We start from the raw sequence: 15575 nt of genomic DNA, 5'->3' as shown, positions 1-15575 counted from the left end.
CCCCGCACTCCGACACCGCCCCGCCACCCCACGGACAGCGCGCTTTTGACGTTGAATCTGACGTTGCCCTGGCTCGTAGCAGGTGCAGGGCGCAGCCCTGCCGCCCCCCTTGCCCTGCTTAGAACGGAGTGGCGGACTCGAACGCCAGCACGTCGCCCGTCACCGGGTGGGTGAAGTGCAGGCTGCGCGCATGCAGATGCACGCGCTGCGCCGGTGCGGCGCCATACAGCACATCGCCGACGATCGGATGACCCAGGCTGGCCATGTGCAGGCGCAACTGATGGCTGCGCCCGGTCACCGGCTCCAGCGCCACGCGCGTGCGCTGCGCTTCAACATCGCGGGCCAGCACGCGCCAGCGCGTCAGCGCCGGCTTGCCGTGTTCATGGTCGACCTTCTGTTTCGGCCGGTTCGGCCAGTCCACGATCAGCGGCAGATCCACTTCACCGGCATCACCTTCGATCACACCCTGCACGACGGCTTCGTAACACTTGCCCACCCTGCGCTGCTCGAACTGCATCGACAACGCGGCCTGCGTCGTCTTGCCCCGTGCATGCAGCAGCAGACCGGAGGTGACCTGGTCCAGCCGATGCACGGTCAGCGCGTCCGGGTACAGCACCTGCAGGCGGGCCACCACGCAGTCCTGGTTCTCCGCGCTACGGCCAGGCACGGACAGCAGGCCAGCGGGCTTTTCCACCACCAGCAGCGCGTCATCGATGTAATGCAGGTGGATCATGCGGTTCTGCAGAACTCCATATGAAAACGGGGAAGCCGAAGCTTCCCCGTTTCTGTCAGCTGCGTGCCGGCCAGACCGGCACCCGCGGCATCAGCCCAGCAGGTGGGCAACGCCGGCGCGTTCTTCTTCCAGCTCGGCCAGGGTCTTGTCGATGTACTTCTGGCTGAAGTCGTCGATCGGCAGATCCTTGACCAGGGTGTACTTGCCGTTCTCGGTGGTCACGGCGAAGCCGAAGATCACGCCTTCCGGGATGCCGTAGGAACCATCGGACGGCACGCCCATGGTGACCCACTTGCCGTTGCTGCCCAGCACCCAGTCACGCACGTGGTCGATCGCGGCATTGGCCGCCGAAGCCGCCGAGGACGAGCCACGGGCTTCGATGATCGCCGCGCCGCGCTTGCCGACGGTCGGAATGAAGGTGTTGGCATTCCACTCCTGGTCGTTGATCGCATCAGCGATCGAAGCACCATCGGCGGTGGCGAAACGGTAGTCCGGGTACATGGTCGGGCTGTGGTTGCCCCACACCACCAGCTTTTCCATGCCACCGACCGGCTTGCCGAGCTTGGCCGACAGCTGGCTCAGGGCACGGTTGTGGTCCAGGCGCAGCATGGCGGTGAAGTTTTCCGGCTTCAGGTCCGGTGCCGACTTCATGGCGATGTAGGCGTTGGTGTTGGCCGGGTTGCCGACCACCAGCACCTTCACGTCACGGCTGGCGACCTTGTTCAGCGCCGCGCCCTGCGCGGTGAAGATCTTGGCGTTTTCCAGCAGCAGGTCCTTGCGCTCCATGCCCGGGCCGCGCGGACGCGCGCCGACCAGCAGGGCGATGTCGGCATCCTTGAACGCCACTTCAGCGTCGTCGGTGCCGACCATGCCGGCCAGCAGCGGGAAGGCGCAGTCTTCCAGTTCCATCATCACGCCCTTCAGGGCGGCCTGGGCCTTGTCCACCGGCAGCTCCAGCAGCTGCAGGATGACCGGCTGGTCCTTGCCCAGCATTTCGCCGGAGGCGATGCGGAACAGCAGGGCATAGCCGATCTGGCCGGCGGCGCCGGTCACGGCAACACGAACGGGTGCTTTCATGGGGGTTTCCTCTTGCTTGCAAGCGTTTGATGGGACGCCGCGGGCGTGGCCCGGCGGGCCTGGCAGGCGGCGGAGAACAGGGAAACGGCCACCCGTGGGTGGCCGTCTCGGAAGGGGGTCAGGCGGCGAGGATCTTGTTCCACTCGGCCACGCGGTCGGCCTGTGCGGCCAGCGCGGCGTCGACGTCGCCTTCCAGGGTGATCGAATGGATCACGTCGCCCTGCTTGACCGAATCGACGATGGCCTGGCCTTCCAGAACCTTGCCGAACACGGTGTGGCGGCCATCCAGCCAATCGGTCTTGATGTGGGTGATGAAGAACTGGCTGCCATTGGTGTTCGGGCCGGCATTGGCCATCGACAGCGAGCCGACCTCATGCTTCACGCCGTTCTTCTCGTCTTCGAACTTGTAGCCCGGGCCACCGGTACCACGGCCCTGCGGGCAACCGCCCTGGATCATGAAGTCGGCGATCACGCGGTGGAAGATCAGGCCGTCATAGAAGCCGTGCTTGACCAGGTTCACGAAGTTGGCAACGGTCAGCGGCGCCTTGTCAGCGAACAGCTCGACCTTGATCGGGCCCTGGGTGGTGTCGAAAGTGGCGATGAGGGACATGAAGATCCTTGTTGCAAAGGGAAAGGCGTCTAGCCACCTAGTTTACACCCGGCACGTGGCGGCGGCGGCTTCGACCATCGGCGCAGGGCGACGCTTCAGGCTTTGGAGGGTCGCCGCCGGCGGGGCCCCGACGGCCAGCTGAATGGGGCTCCCGGGCGAGCCGGAATCCAGCTTTTCGCGAATCGTCAAGTTCGACGTATAATGTTGGACTTCTTTTTCCAAATCCGGCGCCGACTGGCCCCCTTTCGTATGTCCATCGAAAATCTTCGCAACATCGCCATCGTCGCCCACGTCGACCATGGCAAGACCACCCTGGTCGACCAGCTGCTGAAGCAGTCCGGCACCCTGTCCGAGCGTACCGTCCTCGCCGAGCGCGTGATGGACAGCAACGACCAGGAAAAGGAACGCGGCATCACCATCCTGGCCAAGAACACGGCCATCACCTGGGAAGACAAGAAGACCGGCATCAAGAACCGGATCAACATCGTCGACACCCCCGGCCACGCCGACTTCGGCGGTGAGGTCGAGCGCGTGCTGTCGATGGTCGACACCGTGCTGATCCTGGTCGACGCGATGGACGGCCCGATGCCGCAGACCCGCTTCGTCACCCAGAAGGCCTTCGCGATGGGCTTCAAGCCGATCGTGGTGGTCAACAAGATCGACCGTCCGGGCGCGCGTCCGGACTGGGTGATCGACCAGGTGTTCGATCTGTTCGACAAGCTCGGCGCGACCAACGAGCAGCTGGACTTCCCGATCGTCTACGCGTCGGCCCTGAACGGCTATGCCGGCCTGGAAGACACCGTCCGCGATGGCGACATGACCCCGCTCTACGAAGCGATCATGAAGCACGCGCCGAAGCCCGAAGTGGATCCGGAAGGTGCCTTCCAGATGCGCATCAGCCAGCTGGACTACAACAACTTCGTGGGCGTGATCGGCATCGGCCGCATCCAGCGTGGCACCCTGAAGAAGAACATGCAGGTCACGGTGATCGATCGTGAAGGCAAGAAGCGCAACGGCAAGGTCGCGCAGGTGCTGGGCTTCCTGGGCCTGGAGCGCATCGAGCAGGACACCGCTGAAGCCGGCGACATCGTGGCGATCTCGGGCATTCCGGAGCTGACCATCTCCGACACCCTCTGCCACCCGGACACCCCCGAAGCGCTGCCGGCGCTGACCGTGGACGAGCCGACCATCTCGATGACCTTCCAGGTCAACAACTCGCCGTTCGCGGGCAACAAGGACCTGTCCGGTGGCAAGTTCCTGACCAGCCGCCAGATCAAGGACCGCCTGGACCGTGAAAAGGTCCACAACGTGGCGCTGAAGGTCGAACAGCTGGAGGACGCCGACAAGTTCCTGGTCTCCGGCCGTGGCGAACTGCACCTGTCGGTGCTGATCGAGAACATGCGTCGTGAAGGCTACGAACTGGCCGTGTCGCGTCCGGAAGTGATCATCAAGGAAATCGACGGCCAGCAGATGGAGCCGATCGAACAGCTGGTGGTGGACGTGGAAGAAGTGCACCAGGGCGGCGTGATGGAAAAGCTGGGCACCCGCAAGGGCCAGCTGAAGAACATGGAACCGGACGGCAAGGGCCGCGTGCGCCTGGAATACTCGATCCCGGCCCGTGGCCTGATCGGCTTCCAGAACGAATTCAAGACCCTGACCCAGGGTTCGGGCCTGCTGTTCCACGTGTTCGACCATTACGGTCCGAAGGAACAGGGCGCAATCGCCAAGCGCATCAACGGCGTCATGATCGCCAACGCCCCAGGCGTGACTCCGGCCTACTCCCTGGGCCCGCTGCAGGAACGCGGCAAGCTGTTCGCTGCTGAAGGCGACAATGTGTATGAAGGCCAGCTGGTCGGCATCCACTCCAAGGACAACGACCTGACCGTCAACGCCATCAAGACCAAGCCGCTGACCAACATGCGCGCTTCGGGCAAGGACGATGCGATCCAGCTGACCCCGGCGATCAAGTACTCGCTGGAACAGGCATTGGACTTCATCGAGGACGACGAGCTGGTCGAGATCACTCCGAAGGAAATCCGCCTGCGCAAGAAGTTCCTGACCGAAAGCGACCGCAAGAAGGCTTCGCGCGGCGGCTGAGCCGGACCGTGAGCCAGAGCGGCTACAACCCGGATCCACACCGGCATCCGGGCCTCCACGTCATCGCCCTGCTCGAAGCGAGCAAGGCGGTGCTGGCGTTGCTGGCTGCGACCGGGCTTGAAGTGCTCGGTCCGCAGCCGCTCCGCGATGGGGTCAATGCCCTGATCCGGCGTTTCAGCCTGGACCCGGATCACGGCACCCTGCCCTCCCTCCTGAACATGATCAATCCCGACGCCGTGCACCTGGCGGCGGCGGCGATGATCGGCTACGGCCTGCTGCACCTGGTGGAAGCCTGGGGCCTCTGGCGGGCCAGGGCCTGGGCCTCCTGGCTGGGCTGCCTGACCGCCGCGCTGTATCTGCCCTTCGATGTCTTCGCCATCGTCCGCCACCCCGGCTGGCCCTCCTGGACGATCCTGGCGATCAACCTGCTCGTGGTCTACGTCCTGGCCCGCGACCTGCGCAAGCGCCACCACTGAGCAGCAGCTACACTGGGCATTGGAGCCGACCAAGCCGCCCCATGCGCCCGTCCTTGCCGCCTCTGCTGACCTGCCTGCTCATCGCGCTGCCCGCGTTGTTCATTGTTGGCTGCAGCCCGGCCACGACCAGCGCCCACGCCGCCGAACCCGCGAGCCGCAACGTGCCCTTCCCCTACGCCGAGACCGACCTGGCCGACCTGCAGGCGCGCATGGTGGCCGGCGAACTGGACAGCACCACGCTGACCCACGCCTACCTGCAGCGCATCGCTGCGCTGGATCGCGCCGGGCCGCGCCTGCGTGCCGTCATCGAACTCAACCCGGATGCCCTGCGAGAAGCCGGTGAACGCGATCGCGAGCGCCGGGACGGCCATCTGCGCGGGCCGCTGCATGGCATTCCGGTCCTGCTGAAGGACAACATCAACGCCGCGCCCATGACCACCAGCGCCGGATCGCTCGCGCTGCAGGGTTTCCGCCCCGCCGATGCCTACCTGGTAAGACGCCTGCGCGAGGCCGGCGCGGTCGTGCTGGGCAAGACCAATCTCAGCGAGTGGGCCAACTTCCGCGGCAACGATTCGGTGTCGGGCTGGAGCGCGCGCGGTGGCCAGACCCGCAATCCGTACCGTCTCAGCCATTCGCCCTGTGGCTCCAGCAGCGGCAGCGCGGTAGCGGTGGCCGCCAATCTGGCCAGTGTGGCGATCGGCACCGAGACCGACGGCAGCATCGTCTGCCCGGCCGCGATCAACGGCATCGTCGGCCTGAAACCGACGGTCGGCCTGGTCAGCCGTGAAGGCATCATCCCGATCTCCTTCAGCCAGGACACCGCCGGGCCGATGACGCGCAGCGTCGCCGACGCCGCGGCCGTACTGACGGCGATCGCGGGCCGGGACGATGCCGACCCCGCCACGGCCACCATGCCCGGCCGCGCGGTCTACGACTACACCGCGCGCCTGGACCCCGAAGGCCTGCGCGGCAAACGCATCGGCCTGCTGCAGACCCCTCTGCTGACGTACCGTGGCATGGCACCGCTGATCGATCAGGCCGCCGCCGAACTGCGCCGTGCGGGCGCGGTGGTGGTGCCGGTGGAACTGCCCGACCCGGGTGCCTGGGCCGAAGCCGAGCGGGTCGTGCTGCTGCATGAGTTCAAGGCCGGGCTGGAGCGCTACTTCAAGACCTACCGCGCGCCCCTGCGCAGTCTTGGCGAACTCATCGCCTTCAACCAGGCCCAGGCGCCGCAGGAACTGGGCCTGTTCGGCCAGGAACTGCTGCTGGAGGCCAACGCCACTGCCGGACTGGCCGACCCTGCCTACATCCGTGCGCGCAGCGATGCGCGGCGCCTGGCCGGGCCGGAAGGCATCGACGCCGTCCTGGCTGCCTACCAGCTGGATGCGCTGGTTGCACCGACCACCGGCACAGCCTGGCCCATCCGCCGCGAAGGCGACGATTTCCCGGGTGAGAGCTACAGCGTGGCAGCGGTCGCGGGTTACCCCAGCCTGAGCGTGCCGATGGGACAGATCAACGGCCTGCCGGTCGGCCTGCTGTTCATGGGCACAGCCTGGAGCGAGCCGAAGCTGATCGAAATGGCCTATGCCTACGAGCAACGCACACGTGCGCGTCGCCCGCCTCATTTCGAAACCGACACCCTGATCGACACTGGCGAGCCTTGATCGGCCCCGGGTTGCCCGGCGGACCGGGGGTACCGCTGCGCTCGCCGGGCACGTCACGGCGCTAGCGGTCGGGGTCCGGTTCCACCGGCGCGATCGCGGCCTCGCCGTCCTCCGCCCCGGGTGAACGCACATCTGCCGTACGTGCACGCGGTGCGCGTGGCATGTCCAGCTCATCCTCGCGCTGCAACCGCGCGCGCAGCTGCGGCAGTGATTGCGGATGCTCGCGCGCCAGGAAATCCAGCATGCGCTCGCGCACCAGGCAGCGAAGATCGAAGGCATCGCCGGAGCTGCGTGCACTGACCAGCAGGCGCACCTGGATTGCCCGCTCGCTGGTTTCGGTCACCTGGGTCACGCAGACCCGTCCATCCCACAGCGCCTCGCCGCGGCAGATGCGCTCCAGTTCACTGCGGATCGCCGCGATCGGCGCACGGTAGTCCAGCCACAGGAACGCCGTGCCGAGCAGATCGGCGCTGCGCCGGGTCCAGTTCTGGAAGGGGTTCTCGATGAACCAGGTCAGCGGCACCACCATCCGCCGCTCGTCCCAGATGCGTACCACCACATAGCTGCTGCCGATCTCCTCCACGCGCCCCCACTCGCCTTCAACGATCACCACATCATCCAGCCGGATCGGCTGGGTCACTGCGATCTGCAGGCCGGCGATGAGGTTGCCGAACACCGGCTTGGCGGCGATGCCCGCGACCAGCCCGATCAGACCGGCCGAGGCCAGCAGGGCGGCGCCGATCTTCTGCACCATCGGGAATGTCAGCAGCACCAGCGATGCACCGAGCACGATGATGCCGCCCATCAGCACGCGGCTCAGCACCCGCGTCTGGGTCTGGATGCGTCGGGCTTCCAGATTGTCCGAGACGTCGATGGGATGACTGCGCAGGATCGCACGCTCGCCGGCGGCCACCGCGCGCACCAGCAGCCAGATGAAACAGGCCGTCAGCGCGATGTGCAGCCCGTGCTGCAGATGCCCCAGCAGAGGCTCCTGCAGTGGCGTGGCCTGCAGCGCCGGGATCAGCAGCAGCAAGGGCCATGCGGTCGCCATTGGCAGACCGAGCACACGACCGATGCGCGCGCGCCGGCGGTCACGCCCTTTCAGCCGGTGATAGATCCACAGGATCAGCCAGGCGCCGATGCCGCCTACCAGTGCCGCCAGACCCAGCGGCCATGCATATGCCTGTGCGCTTTGCCAGTGCACGGTTGCCACCTCCACTTGAACAGCAGCGGACAGCCTCGCGCATGGCGCATGAGCGTCACGTCAGCCGTTCGTAAGCAGGGTGTTGGTCTGCAGGGCTTGCAGCCCTGCACCTGCTGCGGGCTGGAGCAACTGCAACTGCAACTGCAACAGCCGAAGCAGAAGCGGATTTCATGTGGGATGGCGGGGTGGGTCCGGTTGCGGGGGACGCCGTAAATCCATCCATGGAGGCTCGGTCGCCGCATCCATGCGGCTCACGCCCCCGCAACCGGACCCGCCCCGCCTTCGACAGATTTTCGGGATCTGTCGGAATGGCTCTTGGGGTCAGATCCGTTTTCCTGCGGAAAACGGATCTGACCCCGGATTGATTTCGATATCGGACAGAGATTCATCCACGCATGGCGTGGATCTGACAGACACCGGGAATCCGCCATCCCACGGAATGCCCGCATTTGACGTCGACGTTGACTCCGCAGGTGCAGGGCTGCAAGCCCTGCCGAAAACCCTTAGCGAACCTGTTCCTGCTTGCGCACGATCGCCATCGCGATCTCCAGCGACTGCTCGTAGTTCAGCCGCGGATCGACCGTGGAACGGTACGCGCGCTCAAGATCACGCTCGGTGAGCTCGCGCGCGCCACCGGTGCATTCGGTCACGTCCTCGCCGGTCAGCTCCAGGTGCACGCCGCCCAGGCGCGTACCTGCCGCGGCGTGCAGATCGAACGACAACTCCACCTCGCGGCGCACGTTGTCGAAGCGGCGCGTCTTGAACCCATTGGCGGTGCTCTCGGTGTTGCCGTGCATGGCATCGCACACCCACAGCACGCGGCGGCCGTCGCGCTTGACCGCTTCCAGCAGCGACGGCAGCTTTTCGGCTATCTGCGTCGCGCCCATGCGGTGAATGAAGGTCAGGCGCCCGGGCTCGTCGTCCGGATTGAGTACATCGATCAGGCGCAGCAGCTGGTCCGGCGAAACCGACGGCCCCACCTTGATCGCGATCGGATTTCGCACGCCCCGCAGGTACTCCACGTGCGCGCCGTCGAGCGCCGCCGTGCGCATGCCGATCCAGGGATAGTGCGTGCTCAGGTTCAACCAGCCCTGCTGGCGCGGCACCTGCCGGGTCAGCGCCTGCTCGTAGGGCAGCAGCAGGGCCTCGTGCGAGGTGTAGAAGTCGATGCGGTTGAGGTTGTGCACCCGGGCACCGGCCAGGGTTTCCATGAAGTGCACGGCATCGCCGATCGATGCCACCATCTTCTGGTACTCGGCGGCGAGCGGCGAATGCCGCACCCAGTCCAGGTTCCAGTACTCGGGGTGGTGCAGGTCGGCGAAGCCGCCATCGATCAGCGCCCGCACGAAGTTCATCGTCATCGCCGAATGTGCGTGGGCCTGCAGCATCCGCTTCGGGTCGGGCAGGCGCGCGGCTTCGGTGAAGGCCGGCGCATTGATCACATCGCCCCGGTAGCTGGGCAGCGTCACCCCATCACGGGTCTCGGTATCAGCCGAGCGTGGCTTGGCGTACTGGCCGGCGAAGCGGCCGACGCGGATCACCGGCTGGCGCAGGCCATGCACCAGTACCAGGCTCATCTGCAGCAGCACCTTCAGCCGATTGGAGATGGTGCCGGACTCACAGTCGCTGAAGTTCTCGGCGCAATCGCCGCCCTGCAGCAGGAAGCGCTTGCCCTCCTGCGCCTCCGCCAGCTGCTGCTTCAGCGCCAGGATCTCCCACGAGGTCACCAGAGGGGGTAGCCGCTTCAGCTCATGCAGGGCAGCATCCAGCGCCACCGGGTCGGGATAGGTCGGCATCTGCAGTGCGGTCTTGCCGCGCCAGCTCTCCGGCGACCAGGCAGCACCCGCAGCGGTTGCGGCAGGATCGGGAACCGGTGAAACGGCGGACAGGCTCATTGCAGACTTCCGGGGTGGGGGACGGTCATGGTCGCAGAGCCGGCCGCCGCCGCAAAGGGCCAGCCCTTCCGGCCCGATGCCTGAACGCCAGGGAAAGCACGCGCCGAGCAGCCACAGACCGCATGGTCGGCGGCGCCGCCAGAGGCGCATGATCTGTTACGGAGTAACACTCACCGTCATGGACCGGCCCCCTCCCCGCCCCAGGCCCTGCTCTCTCCCATGAAGCCCTTACGCCTCGCTACCAGCATCACCTTCGCCCTGGCCCTGGCCAGCACGCCCCCCCTTGCCACGGCCGCGGATGACGCCGGGCCCGCAGTGAAAAACCTGGATGCGGTCACCGTCAGCGCCCACCTCGACCAGGCCCGCAACGCGCTGTCGCCGGACATCGGCAGCAGCCAGTACCAGATCACCGCCGAGGACATCCAGAAGCAGCCGCTCGGCGCCTCCGCCGCACTCAGCCAGGTGCTGCTGCAGGCCCCGGGCGTGGTCCAGGATTCCTACGGCGGTGTCCATGTGCGTGGTGATCACGCCAACCTGCAGTACCGCATCAACGGCGTGCTGCTGCCCGAATCGATCTCCGGCTTCGGCCAGACCCTGGATGCGCGAACCATCAGGAGCATCCGGCTGATGGATGGCGCACTGCCGGCGCAGTTCGGCGAACGCACCGCCGCAGTGGTGGACATCACCACCCGCAGTGGCGCCGAACTGGGCAACGGCGGCAGCGCCGGACTGACTGCCGGGTCGTTCGGCAAGGTCAATCCCAACGCCTCCTGGTGGGGCAACCAGGGACGCTGGAGCTGGTTCCTGACCGGCAACTACGACCAGAACGAGGTCGGCCTGGAGAACCCGACGAACTCGCGCCGGCCGCTGCACGACGACACCCACCAGGGCAAGGCGTTCGCCGACCTCACCTATCTGCTGGACGAGAACACGCGCGTGAGCGTGTTCGCCGGCATTGCCAACAACCGCTTCCAGATTCCGGTGAACCCGGGCCAGACACCGCAGTTCGGCTACCTCGATACCTCCACGTTCGACTCCAGCCAGCTGGATGAGACCCAGCGCGAGACCACGCGCTTCGGCATGCTGGTGCTGCAGGGGACGCTGGGCGCCAGCGCGTACCAGCTGTCGGCCGGCCAACGCTACAGCGATGTCGGGTTCAATCCCGATGTGGCGGGCGATCTGGTATTCAGCGGTGTTGCTTCACAGGTCCAGCGCAGCAACCGCGCCAACACCGTGCAGGCCGACGTTTCCACCCCGCTGGGCAGCGATCACACGCTGCGCTATGGCCTGTACGGCAATCATGAGACCGCGCGGGCCCACAGCAGCAGCTGGGTGTTCCCGGTTGACGACGCCGGCCAGCAGGCCAGCACCACGCCCCTGCTGATTCCCGACCGCAGTGCTTTCCACGCCAGCACGCTGGCGCTCTACGTGCAGGACGAGTGGAAGATCGGAGACAACTGGACGGTCAACTATGGTCTGCGCGGCGACCGCTACACGGCCTTCGGGCGGACCGAAGGCCAGCTCAGCCCGCGCCTGGGCGTGGTCTGGAATGCCGGCGACAGCACCACCCTGCACGCAGGCTATGCGCGCTACTTCACACCACCGGCCAGCGAGCTGATCGCCTCCGACGACATCGCGCTGTACGACGGCACCAGCAACCAGCAGCCCAGTGATGGCAACGCCACGCCACTGGCCGAGCGCAGTGACTACTACGACCTCGGCATCTCGCAGCAGATCGGCGAGCACCTGACACTCGGCGTGGATGCGTATGACCGGCGTGTCGCCCGCCTGCAGGATGAAGGCCAGTTCGGCGCCGCCTACCTCTATTCAACGTTCAACTATCGTCGCGGCCACATCCGCGGCCTGGAGTTCAGCGCCGACTACAGCGACGGACCGTTCAGCGCGTACTTCAACGCCGCATGCAACAAGGCGATCGGCACCCAGGTGATCACCGGCCAGTACAACCTCGACCCGGACGCCCTGGCCTACGTGGCCGACCATTGGATCCACCTGGACCACGACCAGAAGCTGACCTCGTCGGGCGGCGTCAGCTATGCCTTCGCCGGACACAACCGGATCGGTGCCAACTACGTGTTCGGCAGTGGCCTGCGCTCGGACACCGAAAGCGTACCCAATGGGGGCGAGCTGCCGTCCTACCTGCAGGTGAACCTCAGTGCTGGCCACGATTTCAACGCCGACAGCGGCCATCCGCTGCATGCACAGCTGGCGTTGATCAACGCGCTGGATCGCAGCTATCAGCTGCGTGATGGCGGCGGCGTAGGCGTGTTCGCCCCGCAGTGGGGCCCGCGACGCGGCGCCTATCTCAGCCTGCAACAGGATTTCTGATCGATGTCGCCGCCCCCCGGCAGAGCCGAGCCCATGCCCGGCTCTGCTGGGGCGCGTCAGTTACTCAGCGCCTGACCCTGCGCAGCGGCACCAGCAGTGCCCACAGCCCCAGCAGCACGAACCACACGCCCGACCACATCGGCATGGTCAGTCCGAGGAAGGTCCAGTCGATGTTGCCGCAGTTGCCGGTACCGGTCAGCACCGTGCGGAACACCTCGAACGGGCCCATGGTCTCGCGCAGGAAGCTCAGCGGTGGGCCACAGGTGGCACCCATTTCCGGCGGCAGCATCTGCACGTAGACATGGCGCGCGGCGATGCCGACGCCGACGGCGGCCGCAATAAAGGCAAGGATGCCGTACGTCACCCGTCCCGGCCGGTTCGACGGGCCGTGCAGTGCGCCCAGCAGGAACAGCAGGCCGAGCGCGGCAAAGGCCAGCCGCTGGAAGATGCACAGCGGGCACGGCTCCAGCCCCATCTTCAGCTGCAGGAAAATCGCATAGCCCAGCAGGCCCACGCAGATCAGGAAGCCCAGCAGGAACTGGGCGCGGAAGGGCCAGCGCAGAGGATTCATCGTGAATGCTCGAATGGATCAGGCGCCAAGCGTAACCGACCGCGCCTGCCATTCGAACCGCTGCCGGTGACGCTCGTCGGAACGGTGCGGGCCACTTCCCTTCGCAGGTAGCGCCGGGCCATGCCCGGCGAGTGCAGCGGAAACGTAAACGCCGGGCATCGCCCGGCGCTACCAGAACGCAAAAGCCCGGCAGATGCCGGGCTTTCACTGTGTCGCGTTGGAGCGGTCCGATTACTCGGCCACTTCCTCGGCCACGGCCGGACGGTCGACCAGCTCGACGTAGGCCATCGGAGCATTGTCGCCGGCGCGGAAGCCGCACTTCAGCAGACGCAGGTAGCCGCCCGGACGGTTCGCGTAGCGCGGGCCCAGGATGGTGAACAGGTTGCCCACGGCTTCGTTGTCACGCAGGCGGGCAAAGGCCAGACGGCGGTTGGCAACGGAATCGACCTTGGCCAGGGTGATCAGCGGCTCGGCGACGCGGCGCAGTTCCTTGGCCTTCGGCAGGGTGGTCTTGATCAGCTCGTGCTTGAACAGCGAGGCGGCCATGTTCTTGAACATCGCTTCGCGATGGGCGCTGGTACGGCTGAACTTACGGCCAGACTTCTGGTGACGCATGGTGATGTTCCTTGGTTAATGATGTGGCTGTGTGGATCGTTGTCGCCATCCTGGCGTTGCTGCACGGACTGCGGATGGTCCTGGCCGCCCGTCCTGGACGACCTGCCCGCGAACCTGCGGTTCGTCATGGCATCTTGCGGTGAAGGCTCCACCGCTGACGGTGGAGCCTTCGGGTACAGCAGGAGGCTTTATCAGCCCAGCATGCCGTGGCTGGCGACGCCGGCCGGCGGCCAGTTCTCCAGCTTCATGCCAAGCGACAGGCCACGCTGGGCCAACACTTCCTTGATCTCGGTGAGCGACTTCTTGCCCAGGTTCGGGGTCTTCAGCAGCTCCACTTCGGTCTTCTGGATCAGATCGCCGATGTAGTAGATGCTTTCAGCCTTCAGGCAGTTGGCCGAACGCACGGTCAGCTCCAGATCGTCGATCGGGCGCAGCAGCACCGGATCCACGCCGTTGTTGGCCGGCTTGGCCGCACCGCGGTCGCGGTGGGTGAAGTCACCGAACACCGACAGCTGGTCGCTGAGGATGTCGGCGGCGGTGCGCACGGCTTCCTCGGCATCGATGGTGCCGTTGGTCTCGATATCGATGACCAGCTTGTCCAGGTCGGTACGCTGTTCGACGCGGGCCGCTTCCACGGCATAGGCGACGCGGCGGACCGGCGAGAACGAGGCATCCAGGACCAGGCGGCCGATGGCACGGGTTTCTTCGTCCGGACGACGACGCGCAGCAGCCGGCTGGTAGCCGAAACCACGCTCGATCTTCAGACGCATGTTCACTGCCGTATCCTTGGTCAGGTGGCAGATCACATGGTCGCCGTTCAGGATCTCCACATTGTGGTCGACCTTGATATCGGCAGCGGTGACAACGCCCGGGCCCTGCTTGGACAGGGACAGGGTGGCGCTGTCGCCGGAGTGCATACGGATGGCCACGTCCTTCAGGTTCAGCAGGACTTCGAGCACGTCCTCCTGCAGACCTTCGACCGTGGTGTACTCATGCAACACGCCGTCGATTTCGACTTCCGTGATGGCGAAGCCCGGGATGGACGACAGCAGCACGCGACGCAGGGCGTTGCCCAGCGTATGCCCGTAACCCCGCTCCAAAGGTTCGATAACGACCTTTGCACGGGTGTCGGTAAGGCGTTCGATCTGCGGACCGCGAGGACGCAGAACCTGGTTGGCGGTAACCGTCATGTTGCGGGTTCTCCTAGTGAACCCCCGGCCGTCGCCGGGGGCTCTCCAATGTGAATTACTTCGAATACAGCTCGACGATCAGCGCTTCGTTGATGTCCGCAGGCAGATCCGAACGATCCGGAACCGCCTTGAAGATGCCGGTGAACTTGCCGGAATCCACTTCAACCCACGACGGGCTCAGGTCATGCTGTGCGGCGACGGTCAGGGCTTCCTGGACGCGCAGCTGCTTGGCAGCCTTCTCGGACAGCGCGATGGCATCGCCAGCCTTGACCTGGTACGAAGCCAGGTTGACCGACTTGCCATTCACGGTGACGCCGCGGTGCGACACCAGCTGGCGGGCAGCCGGACGGGTCACGGCGAAGCCCATGCGGTAGACGACGTTGTCCAGGCGGGTTTCCAGCAGCTGCAGCAGGTTCTCGCCGGTGTTGCCCTTCTTGGTCGAGGCCTTCTTGTAGTAGTTGCGGAACTGACGCTCCAGCAGGCCGTAGATACGCTTGACCTTCTGCTTTTCACGCAGCTGGGTGGCGTAGTCGGACAGCTTGCCCTTGCGGGCAGTGGCGCCATGCTGGCCGGGCTTCTGCTCCAGCTTGCACTTGGAGTCCAGCGCACGCGCCGGGCTCTTCAGGGACAGGTCGGCGCCTTCGCGGCGGGCGAGCTTACAGGTAGGACCGATATAACGAGCCATTTCTTATCGCTCCCTTTAGACGCGACGCTTCTTCGGCGGACGGCACCCGTTGTGCGGGATGGGCGTCACGTCGATGATGTTGGTGATCTTGTAGCCGACGTTGTTCAACGAACGCACGGCCGACTCACGGCCCGGACCCGGGCCCTTGATGCGGACTTCCAGCGACTTCACGCCGTAGTCCAGCGCAGCACGACCGGCCTTCTCGGCAGCCACCTGGGCAGCGAACGGGGTCGACTTGCGCGAACCGCGGAAGCCAGCGCCACCGGAGGTCGCCCACGACAGAGCATTGCCCTGGCGGTCGGTGATGGTGACGATGGTGTTGTTGAACGAAGCGTGGACGTGGGCAACGCCGTCAGTGACGACGCGCTTGATCTTCTTCTTGGTCTTAGCAGCGGGCTTAGCCATTTCTCAG

Annotated in this window: 14 protein-coding genes; 4 read left to right on the top strand and 10 right to left on the bottom strand. The window is 65.9% G+C overall.

Going from position 1 to position 15575, the window contains the following annotated elements:
- Positions 1 to 118 precede the first annotated feature (118 nt).
- The 3 genes from AC06FB_RS17755 to AC06FB_RS17745 form a co-directional block, all read right to left on the bottom strand.
- A complete protein-coding gene (locus tag AC06FB_RS17755; RefSeq protein ID WP_053520334.1) occupies positions 119 to 733 on the bottom strand; it encodes an RluA family pseudouridine synthase in 615 nt (204 codons plus the stop codon).
- A 90-nt stretch (positions 734 to 823) separates the two neighbouring features.
- Positions 824 to 1810 carry a malate dehydrogenase gene (locus tag AC06FB_RS17750; protein ID WP_005415428.1) on the bottom strand — a complete coding sequence of 329 codons (987 nt, stop codon included), beginning with the start codon at positions 1808 to 1810 and terminating at the stop codon, positions 824 to 826.
- Between the two features lie 118 nt (positions 1811 to 1928).
- A complete protein-coding gene (locus AC06FB_RS17745) occupies positions 1929 to 2420 on the bottom strand; it encodes a peptidylprolyl isomerase (protein WP_053520333.1) in 492 nt (163 codons plus the stop codon).
- A gap of 249 nt (positions 2421 to 2669) precedes the next feature.
- Here AC06FB_RS17745 and typA point away from each other — a divergent pair, with 249 nt between their 5' ends.
- The 3 genes from typA to AC06FB_RS17730 are packed head-to-tail and all read left to right on the top strand — an operon-like array spanning position 2670 to position 6657.
- Positions 2670 to 4517 carry a translational GTPase TypA gene (gene typA / locus AC06FB_RS17740; RefSeq protein ID WP_053520332.1) on the top strand — a complete coding sequence of 616 codons (1848 nt, stop codon included), beginning with the start codon at positions 2670 to 2672 and terminating at the stop codon, positions 4515 to 4517.
- A gap of 8 nt (positions 4518 to 4525) precedes the next feature.
- Positions 4526 to 4993 (top strand): DUF2127 domain-containing protein, encoded by a 468-nt coding sequence (locus AC06FB_RS17735; protein ID WP_065176006.1) that lies wholly within the window; start codon positions 4526 to 4528, stop codon positions 4991 to 4993.
- 41 nt (positions 4994 to 5034) lie between these two features.
- Complete coding sequence (locus tag AC06FB_RS17730; RefSeq protein WP_111187030.1) at positions 5035 to 6657, top strand: amidase; 1623 nt, start codon at positions 5035 to 5037, stop codon at positions 6655 to 6657.
- Positions 6658 to 6718: 61 nt separating this feature from the next.
- Here AC06FB_RS17730 and AC06FB_RS17725 read toward each other — a convergent pair whose 3' ends face one another.
- Both AC06FB_RS17725 and AC06FB_RS17720 read right to left on the bottom strand, forming a co-directional pair.
- Positions 6719 to 7861, bottom strand: a complete 1143-nt coding sequence (locus AC06FB_RS17725; protein WP_053520335.1) for a mechanosensitive ion channel family protein — start codon at positions 7859 to 7861, stop codon at positions 6719 to 6721.
- Between the two features lie 503 nt (positions 7862 to 8364).
- Positions 8365 to 9756, bottom strand: a complete 1392-nt coding sequence (locus AC06FB_RS17720) for a class II 3-deoxy-7-phosphoheptulonate synthase (RefSeq protein ID WP_053519755.1) — start codon at positions 9754 to 9756, stop codon at positions 8365 to 8367.
- A 219-nt stretch (positions 9757 to 9975) separates the two neighbouring features.
- On the opposite strand from AC06FB_RS17720, the gene AC06FB_RS17715 reads away from it, so the two are divergent.
- Positions 9976 to 12102 (top strand): TonB-dependent receptor, encoded by a 2127-nt coding sequence (locus AC06FB_RS17715; protein ID WP_478053947.1) that lies wholly within the window; start codon positions 9976 to 9978, stop codon positions 12100 to 12102.
- A gap of 64 nt (positions 12103 to 12166) precedes the next feature.
- On the opposite strand, the gene AC06FB_RS17710 is transcribed toward AC06FB_RS17715, so the two are convergent.
- From AC06FB_RS17710 to rpsK, 5 genes are all read right to left on the bottom strand, one after another.
- Complete coding sequence (locus AC06FB_RS17710) at positions 12167 to 12673, bottom strand: disulfide bond formation protein B (protein ID WP_053519753.1); 507 nt, start codon at positions 12671 to 12673, stop codon at positions 12167 to 12169.
- A 231-nt stretch (positions 12674 to 12904) separates the two neighbouring features.
- On the bottom strand, positions 12905 to 13288 hold the full coding sequence (rplQ, locus tag AC06FB_RS17705; RefSeq protein ID WP_053519752.1) for a 50S ribosomal protein L17: 384 nt from the start codon (positions 13286 to 13288) through the stop codon (positions 12905 to 12907).
- A 191-nt stretch (positions 13289 to 13479) separates the two neighbouring features.
- On the bottom strand, positions 13480 to 14478 hold the full coding sequence (locus tag AC06FB_RS17700; protein WP_004145453.1) for a DNA-directed RNA polymerase subunit alpha: 999 nt from the start codon (positions 14476 to 14478) through the stop codon (positions 13480 to 13482).
- Between the two features lie 55 nt (positions 14479 to 14533).
- The gene (gene rpsD, locus AC06FB_RS17695) at positions 14534 to 15163 is read right to left on the bottom strand and encodes a 30S ribosomal protein S4 (protein ID WP_004145446.1); all 630 of its coding nucleotides are present in this window, start codon (positions 15161 to 15163) and stop codon (positions 14534 to 14536) included.
- Between the two features lie 15 nt (positions 15164 to 15178).
- A complete protein-coding gene (rpsK, locus tag AC06FB_RS17690) occupies positions 15179 to 15568 on the bottom strand; it encodes a 30S ribosomal protein S11 (protein WP_004145443.1) in 390 nt (129 codons plus the stop codon).
- Positions 15569 to 15575 lie beyond the last annotated feature (7 nt).

This window comes from Stenotrophomonas sp. Steno-C15, from assembly GCF_056393265.1.
The sequence above is the reverse complement of the archived record's forward strand: the minus strand, read 5'-3'. Positions and strand labels throughout refer to the sequence as shown.

Bases quoted from the DNA above. Each gene is read 5' to 3' on its own strand.
- AC06FB_RS17755 (WP_053520334.1), bottom strand. From the start codon at position 733: ATGATCCACCTGCATTACATCGATGACGCGCTGCTGGTGGTGGAAAAG.
- AC06FB_RS17750 (WP_005415428.1), bottom strand. From the start codon at position 1,810: ATGAAAGCACCCGTTCGTGTTGCCGTGACCGGCGCCGCCGGCCAGATC.
- AC06FB_RS17745 (WP_053520333.1), bottom strand. From the start codon at position 2,420: ATGTCCCTCATCGCCACTTTCGACACCACCCAGGGCCCGATCAAGGTC.
- typA (WP_053520332.1), top strand. From the start codon at position 2,670: ATGTCCATCGAAAATCTTCGCAACATCGCCATCGTCGCCCACGTCGAC.
- AC06FB_RS17730 (WP_111187030.1), top strand. From the start codon at position 5,035: ATGCGCCCGTCCTTGCCGCCTCTGCTGACCTGCCTGCTCATCGCGCTG.
- AC06FB_RS17720 (WP_053519755.1), bottom strand. From the start codon at position 9,756: ATGAGCCTGTCCGCCGTTTCACCGGTTCCCGATCCTGCCGCAACCGCT.
- AC06FB_RS17715 (WP_478053947.1), top strand. From the start codon at position 9,976: ATGAAGCCCTTACGCCTCGCTACCAGCATCACCTTCGCCCTGGCCCTG.
- AC06FB_RS17710 (WP_053519753.1), bottom strand. From the start codon at position 12,673: ATGAATCCTCTGCGCTGGCCCTTCCGCGCCCAGTTCCTGCTGGGCTTC.
- rplQ (WP_053519752.1), bottom strand. From the start codon at position 13,288: ATGCGTCACCAGAAGTCTGGCCGTAAGTTCAGCCGTACCAGCGCCCAT.
- AC06FB_RS17700 (WP_004145453.1), bottom strand. From the start codon at position 14,478: ATGACGGTTACCGCCAACCAGGTTCTGCGTCCTCGCGGTCCGCAGATC.
- rpsD (WP_004145446.1), bottom strand. From the start codon at position 15,163: ATGGCTCGTTATATCGGTCCTACCTGTAAGCTCGCCCGCCGCGAAGGC.
- rpsK (WP_004145443.1), bottom strand. From the start codon at position 15,568: ATGGCTAAGCCCGCTGCTAAGACCAAGAAGAAGATCAAGCGCGTCGTC.